The organism is Bifidobacterium apicola (assembly GCF_042846865.1).
GTDB classification, from domain to species: domain Bacteria; phylum Actinomycetota; class Actinomycetes; order Actinomycetales; family Bifidobacteriaceae; genus Bombiscardovia; species Bombiscardovia apicola.
In genome coordinates this window covers 1,064,170-1,081,537 of record NZ_BAAFQQ010000001.1, presented here as the reverse complement: position 1 = coordinate 1,081,537, position 17,368 = coordinate 1,064,170, and the positions used below count along the sequence as shown (strand labels likewise).

The 17,368-nt window shown below is 62.1% G+C and carries 10 protein-coding genes; 5 read left to right on the top strand and 5 right to left on the bottom strand.

All coding sequences use genetic code 11. The features are described from left to right. The 4 genes from ACGG9J_RS04490 to ACGG9J_RS04475 form a co-directional block, all read right to left on the bottom strand. The gene (locus ACGG9J_RS04490; RefSeq protein ID WP_390133999.1) at positions 1-1,569 is read right to left on the bottom strand and encodes a BofC C-terminal domain-containing protein; all 1,569 of its coding nucleotides are present in this window, start codon (positions 1,567-1,569) and stop codon (positions 1-3) included. A gap of 6 nt (positions 1,570-1,575) precedes the next feature. Continuing rightward, positions 1,576-2,091 carry an FHA domain-containing protein FhaB/FipA gene (locus ACGG9J_RS04485; protein ID WP_390135310.1) on the bottom strand — a complete coding sequence of 172 codons (516 nt, stop codon included), beginning with the start codon at positions 2,089-2,091 and terminating at the stop codon, positions 1,576-1,578. Positions 2,092-2,127: 36 nt separating this feature from the next. Beyond that, a complete protein-coding gene (locus ACGG9J_RS04480; protein ID WP_390133998.1) occupies positions 2,128-2,832 on the bottom strand; it encodes an FhaA domain-containing protein in 705 nt (234 codons plus the stop codon). Positions 2,833-3,030: 198 nt separating this feature from the next. Beyond that, positions 3,031-3,903, bottom strand: coding sequence for an LPXTG cell wall anchor domain-containing protein (locus tag ACGG9J_RS04475; RefSeq protein ID WP_390133996.1), 873 nt, complete (start codon positions 3,901-3,903; stop codon positions 3,031-3,033). A gap of 341 nt (positions 3,904-4,244) precedes the next feature. Between ACGG9J_RS04475 and ACGG9J_RS04470 the strand changes: the two genes are divergently transcribed. From ACGG9J_RS04470 to ACGG9J_RS04450, 5 genes are all read left to right on the top strand, one after another. Next, positions 4,245-6,674 carry a S9 family peptidase gene (locus ACGG9J_RS04470; RefSeq protein ID WP_390133994.1) on the top strand — a complete coding sequence of 810 codons (2,430 nt, stop codon included), beginning with the start codon at positions 4,245-4,247 and terminating at the stop codon, positions 6,672-6,674. A 56-nt stretch (positions 6,675-6,730) separates the two neighbouring features. Next, positions 6,731-8,038 carry a chloride channel protein gene (locus tag ACGG9J_RS04465; RefSeq protein WP_390133992.1) on the top strand — a complete coding sequence of 436 codons (1,308 nt, stop codon included), beginning with the start codon at positions 6,731-6,733 and terminating at the stop codon, positions 8,036-8,038. 276 nt (positions 8,039-8,314) lie between these two features. Then, entirely contained in the window at positions 8,315-10,951 is a 2,637-nt protein-coding gene (locus ACGG9J_RS04460; RefSeq protein WP_390133990.1) for a YhgE/Pip family protein, read from the top strand. After that, complete coding sequence (locus ACGG9J_RS04455) at positions 10,948-13,278, top strand: YhgE/Pip family protein (protein ID WP_390133987.1); 2,331 nt, start codon at positions 10,948-10,950, stop codon at positions 13,276-13,278. Before ACGG9J_RS04460 ends, ACGG9J_RS04455 begins: the two co-directional genes overlap by 4 nt. A gap of 36 nt (positions 13,279-13,314) precedes the next feature. Continuing rightward, positions 13,315-14,406 carry an alpha/beta fold hydrolase gene (locus ACGG9J_RS04450; RefSeq protein WP_390133985.1) on the top strand — a complete coding sequence of 364 codons (1,092 nt, stop codon included), beginning with the start codon at positions 13,315-13,317 and terminating at the stop codon, positions 14,404-14,406. 21 nt (positions 14,407-14,427) lie between these two features. Here ACGG9J_RS04450 and ACGG9J_RS04445 read toward each other — a convergent pair whose 3' ends face one another. Continuing rightward, positions 14,428-17,301: a heavy metal translocating P-type ATPase gene (locus ACGG9J_RS04445; RefSeq protein WP_390133983.1), complete on the bottom strand. Its 2,874-nt coding sequence runs from the start codon at positions 17,299-17,301 to the stop codon at positions 14,428-14,430. Positions 17,302-17,368: the final 67 nt, after the last annotated feature.

Sequence of the window (17,368 nt, the reverse complement as noted above, 5' to 3'; positions counted from 1 at the left end):
CTACTGCCGCCCGCTCTGGTCGGTTTCCGACGGTGAAGGCTGGGCTGAGGGAGAAGCCGTCGTCTGGCCGGACTCGTCCCTGGCCTCCTTGGCGTATTCGCGTTTGAGGTCGTCGGCCTCCTTGCGGATCAAATTGGCGTGCTCCTTGGCATCGTCCATGCTGGAGACAGTGATGCCCTCTTCCAGTTGGTCACGCCAGGACTGGGGAAGCCCCTTGACGGCAATGTCCGTGGTCTGCACCGGGTGGGAGAGCGAGAGGGCGAAGGCCTTGGTGGGCACACCCTGGTAGATGGCCACGCGGCCCTGGTCCGTGCCCAGATAGTACTGTTCTTGGCTCCATCGATAGGCAGCGCCGGTGCCTCCGGCCAGGGCCAGAATCACCAGGGTGATGATGCCAGCCAGTATCAGCCGAATACGCCGATGCCGGGAGCGCTGGCGCTTGCGCTGTTCCAGGTGCTCCTTGTGAATGGCATTGGCCACGTCAGGATCGTAGGGGTCGGCTGAGTCCGAGCCGTCCTTCTTGTGGACGACGGGAATTTCGCTGGTGTCGGGCACATGCCGTTCGCCGCTCTCTTCTCGGGCAGCCGAGGGCTGGGCGGTGCGGCCGTCGTCATCCTCGTCCTCCTGCGTGGCGGAATCACGGTCCTGGCTCAAGTCGGCGGCCCGCTTGGCAGGGGATTCCCGAGACTCATCGCGTAGGCGCGGTGCGGCTGCTACGGGTTCATCCAGGATGTCGGCCAGGGCCTCCAGGTTGGAGCTGGCTGCGCCGCCTACCAGAGGGGTCTGATGGGGCAGATCAAATGCATCAGCGTCCAGGGCCAGTGTGGCATCGGCGATGACCACGGTCACGTTGTCGGTGCTGCCGGCCTTGAGGGCGAAGGTGACCAGCTGCTGGGCACACTCTGCCTGGTCAGAGACCGAAGACAGCACCTCGGCGATGGTCGAGTCCTCCAGAACGCCGCAGAGGCCGTCCGAGCAGATCATCCAGCGGTCTGCGGGCAGGGCCTTGGAGATGGAGATGTCCGGGCGGGGGTCGATGTCGAAGTCCCCGAGGACCCGCATGACCACGTTGCGCTGAGGGTGGTTGCGGGCTTCGGCCGGGGAGATGCGGCCGGTGTCGATCAGATGCTGCACGTAGGAGTGGTCCTGGGTCATCCGGATCAGCTGGCCCTCCCGCAGGAGGTAGCCCCGGGAGTCCCCGATATGGGCCAGCACCCAGGAGTCGTCGGCCAGAGCCAGGGCTGTGACCGTGGTGCCCATGCCTGACAGGCGGTGTTCGCGCTTGGCCTTGCCCACAATGGCATCATGGGCCGCGATGACCGAGGTCTCCATCATCCGAGCCAGGGACTGCACGTCCTGTTCCCGGTCATCGCGTTCGATGTGGGCCAAGGATCGGATGGCTATGGTCGAGGCCGTATCCCCGCCTGCGTGGCCGCCCATGCCGTCGCACATGGCCACCAGGCGCTCGCCGGCGAAAGCCGAATCCTGGTTGTTGCTGCGCACGTACCCCACGTCCGAAACCGCCGTGGAGTAGAGGAACAGCTTTTGACTCGCATCGTTCCTGGTCATGGGCGGCTACCTCAACTCGAAGGTGGTGGCTCCGATGCGCACGGGAACCTCCGCCGGTAGGATTGTCGGCGCCGTGATTTTCTGCCCCGAGACGACGGTGCCGTTGGTGGATCCCAGATCCTCGATGGCCCATCGGCCCGATGCTGGATCCTGGTAGACCCGCGCATGATGGCCAGATACGAATTCGTCATCCAGCACCAGGGTGTTCGATGAAGAGCGGCCCAGTGTGATGGGGCGTCCAGACAGCGGCGTGGAGGAGCCGGCCAGAGGTCCGTCAATGACCACCAGCAGGGAGGGCTCGTCCCTTGTTGGTTCAGTCTTGCTGACCGGGGCGACGGGTACGGATCTGGCGGCTGCTGGCAGCTTGCGCTGGGCTGCGCGTTCGCTGCGTCGGCGGGTATGAGAGGTCTTGGGGCTGAAGGTCTCGATGTCTTTGCGGAGTGAACGGATGGCCAGCCAGACGAATACCCATAGCAGAGCCAGGAATCCGTATTTGAGGATGGCGAATGTCAGTTCAGTCAGCATAATGATTCGACCTTACTTCAAGGCCTGGGCGACTTACGAATCCTGTTCCTGCGACGATGCCCAGTAGAGGATGCGGGTACGGCCGATGGTGATGGTATTGCCGTCCAGCAGAGTGGCGGCGGGAACCTGATGCCCCTCCACATAGGTGCCGTTGGTGGACCCCAGATCGCGGGCTATCACGCCCTTGTCAGTGATCTCGATCTGCAGGTGTCGGCGTGAGATGCCCGCGTCATCAATGACGATGTCGCAGGCGGATCCACGGCCGATGGTGGTGATGGGGGCGGTCAGCAGATATTGGCGGCCGTTGATCTCCAGCACTGGGCAGTCCTTGGATTCTTCGGGGGTAGTGACCGGCGCCGCGTTGCCCTGGACCGACTCGGCGGACAGATGGAAGTCGCCCTTGTTCAGGTTGAGGTCCTCCTCGAAGATGACCACGACTGGGCCGACGAAGGCATAGTGCTGGCTTTCGGCGTACTTGGTCAGATTGTCCGCCAACTCGTTGGCCAGTGCCTCCGAACCCCACTGCTCGATGCGGTCGAAGTCGGGGGTGGATAGTCTGAATCGGTACTCGTTGGGTGCCACGGTACGGTCGCGGCCGACGGGCATGGCCTGTGAGTCTATCTCACGCTCGAGGGCGCTCGACAGGTCGACGGGCTGCAGGTCCTTGGAGCCGAACTTCGAGAAGACACCGTTAACGGCGCCTTCCACGCTCTTCTCGAAACGATCGAGAACGCTCATAGTCATCCCTTTCCATATAACCCCTTCATAGTACGTGACCCTGTCGGAAGGAGGTAATGGGCGCTCGGATGCTTGCAATTTCTTCAATGAAAAGGATCAGTCGCGCTCGACTGCCAGGTATGGATAAGGCCCCGTGGTCGCCATGGACCAGGGACCTTTGAACTTTAATCATCATGAGTCAGGCCGAAGCCTGCGGGCTCACAGAGCCAGCTTGCGACGCAGACCTAGGGTGATGCCGGCAGCCAGGCAGAGGCCGGCGGCGATGATCAGGGGAGCCGCGGCATCAGAGCCGGTCTTGGCCAGGGTGTTGTTTTCGGTGTTCTTCTTTGCCGGATCCTTGGCGGGATCCTTATCGTTGTCCTTGACAGGCTGCTTGGTGTTGTCAACCGGAGTGGTCTGACCAGGTTGATCGGAAGTGTCTTCTGACTTCTGAGCTACCCACTTGGCCATGTAGACGATGTCATCACCTTCGCCGATTGCGGAGTTATAGTACTTATCAGCCAATACGTTGTACCAGCCTTGGAAGACGAAACCGGGGTAGTCTGGCGGGTCGACGGGCTGCTCCTTCAGCGTATGCTCGATTCCAAAGGTCTCAAACTTCTGAGTGGTGGTCTCACCGTTGGGGTCCGTCGGATCCTGATTGATGAAGGTGACGTAGTTCTGCTGATTCCAGTGGGCCCAAACTTTGGTATCCTTGGTGAAGGTTTCAGTCCTGAAATTGATAGGGTCAGTGTCTTTGTTGAAGAACGTTGGATCGTGGCACCAGCCGTCAGATTCCCAAGGCTTGTCAGAAGTGTGATCGTCAGCCAAATAGCTCGGCAGCACCGGATCGGGGATATCCTCAATCTTCATCTTCCCGTTTGTGTCGGTCTGCCGTACCACTCCAGTGGTGCCCTCAAGGTCTCCTAAGTCGCTGATGAATGTGATTTTATAGGAGCCGGACTTGGTCTCAGTCTCCTTTTTGCCTTCCATGGCCTGGGCCACGGTTGGCAGCAACGCCAATCCTCCTGCCAGTGTGGCGCCGGCAGCGAGTACCGCACATGCGCGTTTGAAACGAACCATGATGTTCATCGATTACCTCTATTTTCTCTATTGTCGGTTGTCCCCCTAGATGCAGTCATGGGGTGTCCTGCCTTGGCACTCCTACCCTGGGGAACAGGCATAATCGGCAAATCTGTGACGATAATGCGATAAAATTCTATCGCAGGGAAGGGCCATCGGCAGGTCGTAGTCCGGAGCTATGTCTTACTCGACAATAAAAGTTGCTTATGTAGAACGATTAACGTCCGCTGCAGGTAGAGCAGCACATCGCAGTTGAGGTTATTTCGAATTCACCTTTGGCACCTGGGCGCCTATCATCGTGGCAGACGCATGGTCATGGGGATCATGTCAGAGATATTTGAGGAGCGAGCATGGCCGAAGAGGTGGATCGGGCGATGGAGGCATATCCGCGGGCCAAGGCCCGGACCCTGCGGTTTACGTTGGGTGCGCCACGGTCGGCCTTGGCGGTGGGGGACGGTTCACGGGCCGTCTTCCTGCGCTCCGACGGGCCTGAGGACTTGGTGACCGGGCTCTGGCTGTCCGTCTTTGACCAGGAAGGCCGCCATCATGAGGTGCTCCTGGCCGATCCCAGGGGTCTGCTGGAGGATGCAGACCAGGAACAGGTGCCGGCCGCCGAGCTGGCCCGCAGGGAGCGCTCGCGAGAAGGTGGCGAGGGCATCGTTGACTACAGCGTGGATGCGGCCGGGGATCGGGTGGTCTTTGCCTTGGGCGGCCGGCTCTGGCTCTCGCTGATAGCCCCCGATGGTCTCACCGCCTCCACACGGGCTCTGGGCTTGGAAGGCAGCGATTCGGCTGTGCTCAATCCCGCCATCAGCCCGGATGGCGCCATGGTGGCCTATACGACTGGCGACCGGCTGATGGTGGTCACCATCGGTCAGGATGCCGGGCAGGACCGTGAACGGGCTGTCCTGGCTCTGCGCCCCGGTACTGATGATCGGATGCAGCTGGGGCTGGCCGAGTTCGTGGCTGGCGAGGAGATGGACCGCTACCAGGGTTTCTGGTGGTCACCGGACTCCCGGGCCCTGCTGGTCGAGCACACTGATTCCTCCGATGAGCCGATCTGGTACATCAGCGATCCGGCCAATCCACAGGTCGGGCCGCGCGCCCGGCGGTATCCCCAGGCTCTGACTGCCAACGCCCGCGTTGGGCTGAGCCTGGTATTCCTGGGCCATGATGATGCAGATCCCTGGGTGGGCGAGGTGGATTGGGACCACCAGGCCTTTGAGTACCTGGCCGTGGTCCGTTGGCAGGAAGGGCGCCGGCCCCTCCTGTTGGTTCAGAACCGTCGGCAAACCGAAGACAGGATCCTGGACGTGCAGGTGCCGGATATCCGCCAGGGCCTGGAGCGGGGGCAGGATATGACCTTGCTTGATCCCAAGGCGGCGCCAAAGGTAGCCGCCAGGGTTCTGCAGGAGCATGGCAACGACCAGTGGATCGACCTGGTTCCCGGGTTGCCGGCCTACCGTCCCCAGGGCGGTCTTGTGGATGCCTTCATTGACTTAGAAGCCGACACTACGAGGTTGCGCCTGGACGGAAAGGTCTTCTCTCCGGCTGGCTGCCAGATTCGGCAGGTGCTGTCTGTGGAGGACCACGATGTGCTGGCGGTGGTCTCCACCGATCCTCGCAGTTTCGACCTGATGCGTCTGAGTTATGACGGTTCCATCCACGTGCTCAACCGGCTGCCCGGAGTGTGGTCCGCCTCGCGTGCTGGCCATGGCATCGTGGTCAGCGGCCGTACCATGGCTTCGGCGCAGGGGCAGGTGCGCCACTGCTACCTGGGTGCTGATGGGGATCTGGACCGCCTGGGTGCTGAAGGACTGGGCCTGGTAGGTGAAGCGCGCCCCGACAGCAGTCTGAAATCGGCTGCTGATCGCTCTGTCTCGGGCCAGGTTAGCGGCCGACAGGAGCATCAGGATCGTCCTGATCGCCGAGCCGTGGATGCTGGTCATATCAATAGCCAGGGAGCCATGAGCGCCGTTCTTGCCGACGCCAGCAGCGATCCAGGGTTCACCCCCAACGTGGACTTCGTGCGCATGGGCCAGCACGAGCTGTTCGCAGCCATCGTCAGGCCGTCTGAATCCAGCCCCTACGCCAGTGCCGACAGCCTGCCCGTCCTGCTCAAGCCTTACGGCGGACCTGGCGCCCAGCAGGTGGTCTTCAACCAGTCCTACTACTGGGAGTCTCAGTGGTGGGCTGATCAAGGCTTCTTGGTCCTGACCGCCGACGGCCGGGGTACGCCTGGTCGTGGTCCTGCCTGGGATCGGGCCATCTTTGAAGACATGGCCCAGGTGACTCTGGATGACCAGCTTGAGGCTCTGGGGGCCCTGCCGGACTTCGCTCCCGAGGCCGACCTGGGGCATGTGGCCATGATCGGCTGGTCCTACGGCGGCTTCCTGTCGGCCCTATCGGTTCTTCGGGCCCCCGACCGGATCCATGCAGCCTGCGCGGGCGCCCCGCCTACGGACTGGACTCTTTATGACACCCACTACACCGAGCGTTATCTGGGCATGGACCCGGCCGTCTACCGACGCAATGGGATCATTGATGACGCACCCTCGCTGCGCCGACCGCTGATGCTGATCCATGGGTTTGCGGATGACAACGTCTCCGTCGCCAACACTCTGAGGCTCTCCAGCGCTCTGATGGCGGCTGGCCGTCCCCATACCGTTCTGCCGCTGACCGGCATCACCCACATGACCAACGACGAGACCGTGGCCGAGAATCTGCTTATTCTGCAGCGGGACTTCCTGCGGGAGGCCCTCAAGAAGAAGACGGACTGACGAAAGGCTGTTTGGGCTAACGCTCTGCTGGCGGCTGCTTCCGCTAGATTGGGGTTGTGCATACCCAACGAAAGCCTGATCAGGCTTCAGGTCCCGAACGAGGATTCCAGCTTCCCCGCAGCTGGGGCCTGGCGGTCTCAGTGCTCTGCTTGGGCCTGCTGGCAGGACTTTCTTCGGGCCTGCTGGCAAGGTTCTTCGAGCTGACTCAGGTCGGTCTGCTGGGTTTCTCGGAGACTTCAGGCGCGCCCACGGCTGCAGCGGTGCCGCCGATCAGAAGGCTGGCCTCGGTGACTCTTGCAGGTCTTGTGGCCGGTCTGGTCTGGGCCTGGCTGCGGACGAGGGCCAGGCTGGTTCCTTCGGTCGGCCAGGCCGTCAAGGGTGAGTACATGCCGCCGGGGCGGACTGTCATCCATGTGCTCACTCAGATCTTCTTCGTGGCTGCTGGCGGCTCTATCGGCAGGGAGGTGGCTCCGCGAGAGGCCGGGGCCCTTCTGGGCGGTCTTTGGACCAGGATGGGCCGACGGCTTGGGCTGCGTGATCAGGATGGTCCGCTGCTGGTGGCCTCTGCAGCCGGAGCCGGATTCGCCGGCATTTACATTGCGCCCCTGACAGGTGCCTTTTTCGGCATAGAGGTGCTGCTGCGGCGGGTGGATGCCGAAGTGGTCACGGTCAATCTGGCCATGTCAGCCCTGGCTACTCTGGTCGGCGGATCCATCAAGGGATTTGCTCCTTACTATAAGGTCGGCTCAGAGCCTTTCCGGCCCTGGCTCATGGCAGTGGTTCTGCTGATCGGACCGGTCATGGGACTGCTGGGGGCCGGATTCCGCCGGATGACCTCCTGGGCTGAGGCCCGTAGGACCACTGGTCCTGCGGCCATCTGGCAGCTGACGGGGGTGGCTCTGCTGACTGGCCTGGTCGCTCTGGTCATCCCGCAGGTTTTGGGCAACGGCCGGGCCCTGGCTCAGATGGGGATGGATCAGCAGCTGTCCGCCGGGTTCTCCGGACTCCAGCTGGTTCAGTCGCTCGTCTTGCTGGCTTTCTTCGCGCTGGCCAAAGCTCTGCTGACCACAGCCACCATCCGTGCCGGGGCCTTCGGCGGTACTTTGACTCCTTCCATAGCCCTGGGATCCGCTATGGGCGCTGTACTGGGCCTGTTGCTGGCTTGTCTTGTGCCTGGCCTGCCGGTCTGGCAGTGTGCTGTGGTCGGCGCCGCCTCCCTGCTGGCAGCCTCACAGCAGGCTCCGCTCATGGCTATGGCCATGCTGATGGAGGTCTGCCACCTGCCGGTCATGGCCTTCATGCCCATGGGCCTTGCCGTTGCCCTGTCGATGGCGGTCTCACGTCTGTTCGTGGCCAAGGCATAAATCGTTGTCGGAACCTCTTGTCGCTCTGAGGGTCCGGCCCTGCGTGATGCCGAAAGATTCCGTCCTTGTTCATATACGATGAGACCACCGTTGGTCACGTGCATGTTCTGCTGCCTCAACCTCGCATGGGCATTCACGATCAGCTGACCGGTCTGGGCCAGTAAGGAAGGGTGGCTATACTCGGGCCGGACGTAGGTCCTGCGAGGACGAAGCCAATCCGAGCGGAGCAGGTCATTGCCCTGATTCCCTGGACAGACAAGAAGGAGGTGCCTGGCGGTGAAGACCGTGTTGGCCATCTTCAGGCGAGATCTCTGGCGGATACTGCGCAACCCCGTAGCCCTGGTGGTGACCATTGGCGTGGCCGTGCTTCCCTCCCTCTACGCCTGGTTCAACATCATGGCCCTCTGGGACCCTTACAGCAACGCCAAGAACCTGCCAGTGGCCGTCGTCAGCATGGACCGAGGAGCGCAATCCGCGCAAACAGGCAGGATCAACGCCGGCAGATCGGTCATTCAGGAGCTGCGCGCCAATAAAAGCCTGGGTTGGAAGTTCATGGATGATGACCAGAGAGCCATTGAAGAGGTTCATTCGGGCCAGTGCTACGCGGCAATCATCATCCCTGAAGGGTTCAGCGCCGATCTGGTCGGCATCGTTGAGGGGACCGGCAACAGGCCTGCCCTGAACTATTACGTCAATGAGAAGAAGAACGCCATCGCCCCCAAGGTGACCGACACTGGCGCCTCCACCATCGATCAGGAGATCAACACAGTCTTCGTCTCGGCCGTCAGCGATGCCCTTGCCGGGAAGGTCCTGCAGACCGCAGGCGATGCCCAGGGCGCGGCTGAGCAGAGCCGTAGCCAGGCGGTAGGCGATTTGGGAGAAATCATCGACCAGCTGGATCGGACGGACGGCCAGCTTGGCAGGATCGGTTCAACTATGGGCCAGGCCCGGCAGACCGTGGCCAGCTCCAGAAGCGACATCAAGGACCTGCAGAGTCAGATATCGGCCACCCAGGCCACCCTGAGCAAGGCCCAGGACCACATGACCAGGACCCGTGACGACAGCCTTCGCTTCTCCTCTGCCCTGAACCAGGCCCTGGCGGACGGGTCGGTGCGGCTGTCCAGCGCGGTCACTGATGTGAATACGGTGGCAGGCGGGATCACCGCCGATCTGAACGCCACCCAGGACAAGGTCGACCGGGTCAATTCCGGCCTAGGACAGCTGGTCGATGCCAACGGGAAGGCTGTGGACCGGCTCCAGTCGGGTCTGGACCAGTCCGGGCTGCATCCCGGGGATCCAGCCTACGAGAGCATCCAGCGCCAGATCGAGGATCTGAAAAAGACCAACCAGCAGCAGAAGGCATCCCTGGATGCTTTCAAGAAGAACTCTTCGACAGCTCTGAACTCGGGCAAACAGGCCGCATCAGACCTGAGCTCGGCCATGACCGACACCGGCGACACAGGCATCAAGGCACTGACAACGGCTAGCCAAAGCCTAACGGGAACCACCATGCCCAACCTCCTTACCGGGCTGGACAATCTCAACGCCTCCAACGGTTCGCTCCAGGGCGCTTTGAGCAGCGTGTCCACCACGGCGGCCCAGACCGATGCCTTGCTGGACCAGCTGGATTCCACTATCGGCCAGGCCCAGTCGACCCTGTCCGCCACCAGGGCTTCCCTGGTCACGGTCAGGTCCGACCTGGAGGGGGTCCGCACCGATGTGGCGGCCCTAGGGTCCTCAGCGGCCTGGAACCGGATGTCCCAGACCCTGGGGCTGAGCCCTGAATCCTTCGGAAAGGCTATGGCCTCGCCGGTGGAGCTGGCTTCCCACACGGTCTACCCGGTCAGCAACTACGGGTCATCCGTGGCGCCCTTCTATACCAATCTGGCCCTCTGGGTGGGCGGGTTCATCCTGATAGCCATCTACAAGCTGGAGGTCGACAAGGAGGGCATCCGCAGGTGCACAGCCACCCAAGCCTATTTGGGCCGTTGGCTTCTGCTGGTCTTCGTCGGCTTCTTCCAGGCGCTGATCGCTACAGTGGGCGACCTGATGCTGGGCATTCAGTGCCACCAGCCGGCGCTGTTCGTCCTAGCCGGGGTCTTCGCATCCTTCGTCTACATCAACATCATCTATGCCTTGGCCGCCTCCTTCAGGCATATCGGCAAGGCCCTGGCCGTGGTCCTGGTCATCCTGCAGATACCGGGCTCTTCGGGCATGTATCCCATTGAGATGATGCCCGACTTCTTCCGCAACCTGAACCCCTGGCTGCCCTTCACCTATGGGATCAATGCCATGCGCGAGACCATCGGCGGCATGTACGGCAACCATTACTGGCAGGATATGCTCCACGTCTTCTGGTATCTGCCTGCAGCCCTCTTGATCGGATTGGTGGTGCGGCGGTACCTGCTCAACCTGAATGCCCTCTTCGACCGGCGACTCGGCGCTACTGACCTGATGCTGACCGAACAGAACCATTCGGCCGACCGTCGCCTGAGCCTGAGCAGCCTTGCACGCTCCATCCTGGGCGAGGGCGACTACCGTGCCATCATCAGGCGGCGGGCACATCGCTTCCTGGCCCTCTATCCCACCCTGATCCGGGCTGGTCTGGTTCTGGTTCTGCTGCCGGTCCTCTTCCTGATCCTGCTGTTCAGCACCGAGGCCAAGATCGTCATGCTGATCGCCTGCATCGCCTCCATCGTCCTGATCGACGCCTACCTGATCATCGTTGAGTACATCTGTGACAGCTATGTCCAGCAGCTGGGTCTGGCAGAACGTCCAGGCATGGACTTCCACACCCTGATCCGCCCGCGCAGGCAGGGTTCTTCGGCTGTGACCAGGCTGACCACAGCCGTGCGCGAATCAGTTCTGAACCGAGATGAGGAAGGCGCTCCCGAGGACGGTGACCGTCGATGAGGAATATCTGGAGGATCCTGCGCAAGGACCTGGCCGATGCCACCAGCAACGTCATCGCCATTATCGTCCTGATGGGCCTGATCATCGTCCCGGCCCTCTATGCCTGGTTCAACATCGCCGCCAGCTGGGACCCCTACAAGAACACCAAGGCCATCAAGGTGGCCGTGGCCAACACCGACAAGGGATACAAGTCCGACCTGATCCCGATCAAGATCAACGTGGGGGAAACGGTCACCAGCACCCTGAGAGCCAACGACCAACTGGACTGGAGGTTCGTCAACCGCGACAAGGCCTTGGAGGGCGTGCGCTCAGGCGAGTACTACGCCGCCATCGTCATTCCCAAGGATTTCAGCGCCGACATGATGACCCTATTTTCGCAGGATGTAAAGCACGCCAACCTTGAGTACTACCTGAACGAGAAGAAGAACGCCATCGCTCCCCATGTCACCGAACAAGGGGCCGACACTGTGGCCACGACCATCGACAAGACCTTCGTCAAGACGGTGGGGCAGGTGGGGATCGACCTGGCCAGCCAGGTCTTCACCTACTCTCAGAGCCCCGAAGTCCAGGATTACCTGACCAGGACGACCGGCCACATCGATCAGATGTCGGAGAGGCTGACCACTGCCTCCAGCCAAGTGAATGCCTATGCGGGCCTTCTGGACTCCTCCGGAAGGATGATCGACTCCACCGGCCGGATTCTGGGCCGGTCCGATTCCGCCATGGCTGATGCCAGGAAAGCCCTGAATCAGGGAACCAAGGGATCCAAGGATCTGGGCAAGTCCCTCTCCGGGTCGGCCCAGGCGGTCGACACTGCCCTTGACCAGGCCTCGGGCGCCTATGACACCATCGGTTCCAAGATCGACGACGCTTTCGATAAGGTGGGCCAGCAGAGCGATGCCGTCAGCAGCCAGCTGAACGATCTGAGCGAACGGATCAGAGACTCGGCGGCCGACTACGACCAGATGATCGCCAGCCTGGAGGATCTGCGCAGCACTGTGGAATCCGATGCCAATCTGACAGCGGACCAGCGCCGAGCTCTTCTGACTGCCATCGATCAGGCCCAGGCCGGAATGCGGGCGGCCCAAGCGGCCCAGCGCGACCTGGCTGACCGGATTAGCCAGGCCTCCCAGACAGCCAAGGAGGGCAAGGACAAGCTGAGCGGTCAGCGGCAGGATCTGAAGAACAGGATTGCCCGGGCCCGCGCCTCGGTGGATCAGGTCCGTACCCAGTACCGCAATGACCTGAAGCCCCGCTTGGATGATCTGGCTTCATCCATGGATACCGTGGTCACCTCGACCGACCGGCTGCTGACAAGCTTGGACGGAACCGTCAAGGGCGCCTCTGGGCTGACGGGCCCCATGACCAACGACATCAGCCAGGCCAAGGACCAGCTGGGTGAGATCTCCCAGCGCCTGGACCAGGCCTCCAAACGGCTGACTGACCTGGGAGGACACCTGACACAGGCTTCGCAGGGCGAAGATACGCAGGAGGTCAAATCCCTGTTGAGCAGGGATTCCGAAACCTTGGCCGCGCTTCTGTCCTCACCGGTCGGCATCCATCGGCATGCGGTCTTCCCCGTCATGAACTACGGGTCGGCCATGACCCCCTTCTACACCATCCTTTCCATCTGGGTGGGTGCCACCATTCTGGCGGCCATGATGAAGGTGGCCCTGTCCGACAAGAAGAAGGCCTTCGTTCTGCACCTGGACTCCCTGCAGGATGCCTGGAAGAGGGCCGATGACCTGGATGACGATTCCGAGGGCAGCCGCTCCTGGGGAGCTTTCCGCCCGGAGTCGCCAGGCAACGCCCGCCGCTTCGGGCTTCAGCTCTATCAGGAGTACTTCGGCAGATTCGCGGTCTTCGCCCTGATGGCCATCCTCCAGGGCTGCCTGATCGCCTTAGGAGACCTCTTCTATCTGAAGGTCCAGTGCGTCCATCCGCTGATGTTTGTGCTGGTGGCTGTATTCGCCTCATTCGTCTTCATGAATCTGATCTATACCCTGGTCGTCTCCTTCGGGGACATCGGCAAGGCCATCGCCGTCATCCTCCTGGTCATGCAAGTGGCTGGCTCGGGCGGCACCTTCCCCATGGAGACCCTGCCTGGCTTCTTCCAGGGGGTCTATCCCTTCCTGCCTTTCGTCCACGCCATCGGAGCCATGCAGTCTGCCGTTGCCGGAGCCTACGGCATGGAGTTCTGGCGGGAGATGGCCACCCTGGCCCTCTTTCTGGTGCCCTCGTTGCTGCTGGGGCTGGTTCTGCGCAAGCCCGTCATCCGCTTCAATGACTGGATCGTCAGGAACCTGGAGAGCACGCGGCTCATGTAGGGCCGAGTCCGACAGAAGGTGGTATAGGGTGAGAGCATGAGCGTCCAACTGGTTGAGGAGCGCCGCTACGACCAAATCATGAAGGATCGTGTCCTTCCTGACCTGGCCTCCTGCCGCAGTGAGGGATGGATGATCTCCCATGACGGCGGCGAGGACGGGGGAACCGTGTTGGACAAGGCCCATCTCAGCGGTGTGGACCCCTCCCGGCTTCTGCATTATGTCTGCTATGACAGAACGCTTTTCCGCCAGGGTGCGGTGGAGTCCGGCTCAGCTCGCGTGCGCGGGGCTGTAATCATCTCCTTCGGTTTTTCGGAATTCGCCGACAAGTATCAGGAAATGGCCTGGTATTTCCTGATGCAGGGGTACTCCGTCTGCATTCCCGAGCATTGGGGACACGGTTTCTCCGGCCGGGGCGTGAACGACCCCAGCCTAATCTGGGTGGATCATTGGCATCGGTATGTGGCGGACCTGGCCGCCTTCTGCTCCCAAGTGGGCCAGCAGTATGCCCAGGACAAGCCCATGGTGCTCTATGGCCATTCCATGGGCGGCGGCGTGGCTGCGCGGATGCTGGAAACCTTCCCCTCCCTTATTGACAAGGCGGTCCTGTCATCGCCGATGATTGCGCCGCGGACCGGGTTCATGCCCTCGGTTGCCTGGACTGCCACCAATGCCGCCTGCATGATGGGCCGCTCGCGCAGCATGGTCCCGGGATTCGGCCCCTTCCGTCCCGAACTGGACATGGGCAAGTACCCCAATGGCAGCCAGGAGAGGGTGGCCTGGGCCCATAAGTTGCGCACCAAGGAGCTGCACTACCAGACCAGCGCCGCCACTTTCGGCTGGGTCAGGGAGAGCCTGGAGATGAGCCGGGCCATACTGCGGCCCGACCGATGCAGTCGGGTCGAGACCCCTCTGCTGCTCTTTCAGGCGCAGCCCGACCGTTTCGTGCTGCCGATGCCTCAGAACCGTTTTGTCGACCAGGTCCAGCAGGGCGGCTGCCAGGCCACGCTGGTGCGCATCCCGAACAGCATGCACGAGCTCTACCAGATGCCCGACAAGGTTCTGAGGCCCTACTTGGAGCGCATCTTCGACTTTTTCGATCAGCCCTGGCAGCTCGCTGACGACCGCTGAACAGACGAAGGGCGCGCAATCCTACTTGTTGAGCACCTTCTGTGGATCGGCATCGAAGGTATCGACGCAGTTCTGCGAGCAGAAGTAGTAGGTTTTGCCCTGGTAGTCGCGTTTGGCTGCAGCTGTGCTGGGGTCGATGGACATGCCGCAGACCGGGTCGGTGACCTTGTCTGTTGCTGCCTGATCCTGTTGCATGTCGTCATGATGATGGAAGAGTCCCATCTCATTTCCTTTCTCTTGGTTGTGTTCTTGGTGGGTGGAAATACTGAGGTCCCTGGTCAGGGCATCCATGTCGATTGGCCTGGCCTCTTTGATCGGTCTGGCCTTAAGGGGCGTATGCCGCAGCCGGTTGGCGTTGAGCACCACCGACAGGGAGGAGAAGGCCATGGCTGCACCGGCGATCATGGGGTTGAGCAGGAGGCCGATGAAGGGGTAGAGCACTCCGGCGGCGATGGGGATGCCCAGGCCGTTATACCCGAAGGCGAACCAAAGGTTCTGGTGAATGTTGCGCATGGTGGCAGCAGAGAGGTCAATGGCCTTGACGGCCGCGTTCAGGTCGCCCGAGACCAGGGTCACGTCGGCGGACTCGATGGCCACGTCCGTTCCGGTGCCGATGGCCATGCCCAGGTCGGCCTGGGCCAGTGCCGGGGCGTCGTTGATGCCGTCGCCGATCATGGCCACTTTGTGCCCTTGGGCCTGAAGGGCCTTGACGATGCTCGCCTTGTCCTCGGGATGGATCTGCGCCACCACCCGGGTGACTCCCACCTGGCCCCCGACCTGCTCGGCGGTGCCCTGGTTGTCTCCGGTCAGCATGATGGTCTGGATTCCGCGCTCGTTCATGTCGTGGATGGCCTGCTTGGAGCCGGTCTTGACCTGGTCGGTCACGGCCAGGACCCCGGCAAGCCTGCCGTCGATAGCTACGAAGATGGTCGTACGGCCCCGGTCCTCCCAGCTGCGGGCGGTGTCGAAAAGGGGTTGCGCGCCTGCCTGGCCCGCCATTTCGTTCTCAAGTTCGATTCCCTTGTCTTCGAGCAGCCTGCGGTTGCCGACAAGGACATGGAGAGCATTCTCTTCATTTCGGCTGTTTTCTGCCATGCTCTTGAAAGAGCCGGAGGGGAAGGTCGCATCGATCCCTGCGCCGGTGACCGAATCGAAGTCCTTGACTGGAGCCAGCTCCAGGTCGCGGTCCTTGGCGGCCTGGACGATGGCCTGGGCCAGGGGGTGCTCGGAATTGCTCTCGGCGCTCGCGGCCGCTCTGATCACCAGGTCTTCATCCAGTCCCTGCACGCTCAGGGCATCAGCCAGTTCAGGTCGGCCCTGGGTTATGGTGCCGGTCTTGTCGAGGACGATGGTGTCGACATCATGCGCCCCTTGCAGGGCCTCTGCCGACCGGTAGAGCACGCCGGCACGGGCGCCGCGTCCAGTGCCGATCGTCACGGACAGGGGGGTGGCCAGGCCCAAGGCGCAGGGGCAGGCGATGACCAGTACGGATACCGCCGCCACGATTCCGTATACTCCGCGGGGCATGGGGCCGAACATCCACCAGGCTACGAAAGTCCAGAGCGCCACCAGGATGACCCCAGGGATGAAGATTGACGATATACGGTCAGCCAGCTTCTGGATGGGGGCCTTGGAAGTCTGGGCTGTCTTGACCAGCCGGATGATCTGGGCCAGAACCGTGTCCTGCCCTACTTGGGTGGCCTTGTAGCGCAGGGAACCTGTGCCGTTGACGGTGGCTCCCACCAGGGAATCGCCCTCCTGTTTGAGGACGGGCATGGGCTCGCCGGTCACCATGGATTCGTCCACTGAGGATGATCCGGAGATGACTTGGCCGTCCACTGGCAGCTTCTCGCCCGGATGGACCTGAATCACGTCTCCGACGGCCACATCGTCGACGGCGATCTCCTGGGTGGTCTCTCTGCCGTCCTGGCCGGTCCTCACCACGGTGGCGGTCTTGGGCCTCAGTCCGACAAGAGCGCGGATGGCATCGCCGGTGCCGCGCCGGGCCCGTGCCTCTAGGATCTGGCCGAGGATCATCAGGGTGATGATGGTGCCCACGGCCTCGTAGTATGGTTCACGGCTTCCCTCAGGCAGAAGCTGCGGAGCCACAGTGACCACCAGTGAGTAGAGGAAGGCCGTGGCAGTGCCTAGGGCGACCAAAGAGTTCATCTCCGGTGCCCGGTGTGCCAGTGCCAGCCATCCGGTGCGGTGGATGGGCCAGCCCGAGTAGAACATCACCGGTAATATCAGGACCAGCTGGACCCAGGGGTTCATCAGAATGTGGGGCATGTGCAGGAACATGCCGAACATGGCCGGGATGAAGACCGGGAGCGTGAAGACCAGGGCTACGATGAATCGCCTGGTCAGGTCGCGGATTTCTGCCGTGCGCTCCTGATCCGCCTCGTTCTGGTCACTGCCGCCACTGGTCTGGGCGGGCTTTGCGGATTCCGCCTGTTGTGGGCGCTCGTCTTGTGGCTGGCTGCCTTGTTCTTGTTTGGGTTGTGCCTCGGCGTTGCTGCTCGTCGGTCCATTGGTGGCCCGGAGCATTCCGTGGAGCATGTTCATACCGCAGGCGAAGGGATAGTCGCCAGCCTTAGGCGGGGTCAGTTGAATGGTCGAGGTCTGGAAGGCGGGCAGGGTCTTATCGATGTTGAAGTCGTTGAAGACCACGTGAGAGGAGCACTCTCCGCTCTCCTGGCGATCGAAGACCAACCTGACCGGCCGGCCGGCCTGAACCTGGATCAGCTGGGGACTGTATCCGCCCTTGACTGTGATGTGGACGGTCTGGACGCCACCCTCATCCTTGGCCTGGGTGGCCTTTCTGGGCGCGAAGAAGTACCAGATGATGCCCGCTGTTATGGCTAGGGCCGCGATAAGGACCAAGATGCTGCTCATGTGGCCCACTATACCCCCCAGGGGTATACTGATAGTGAATTTCCAGATGGGTTTCATGGATTCGGGT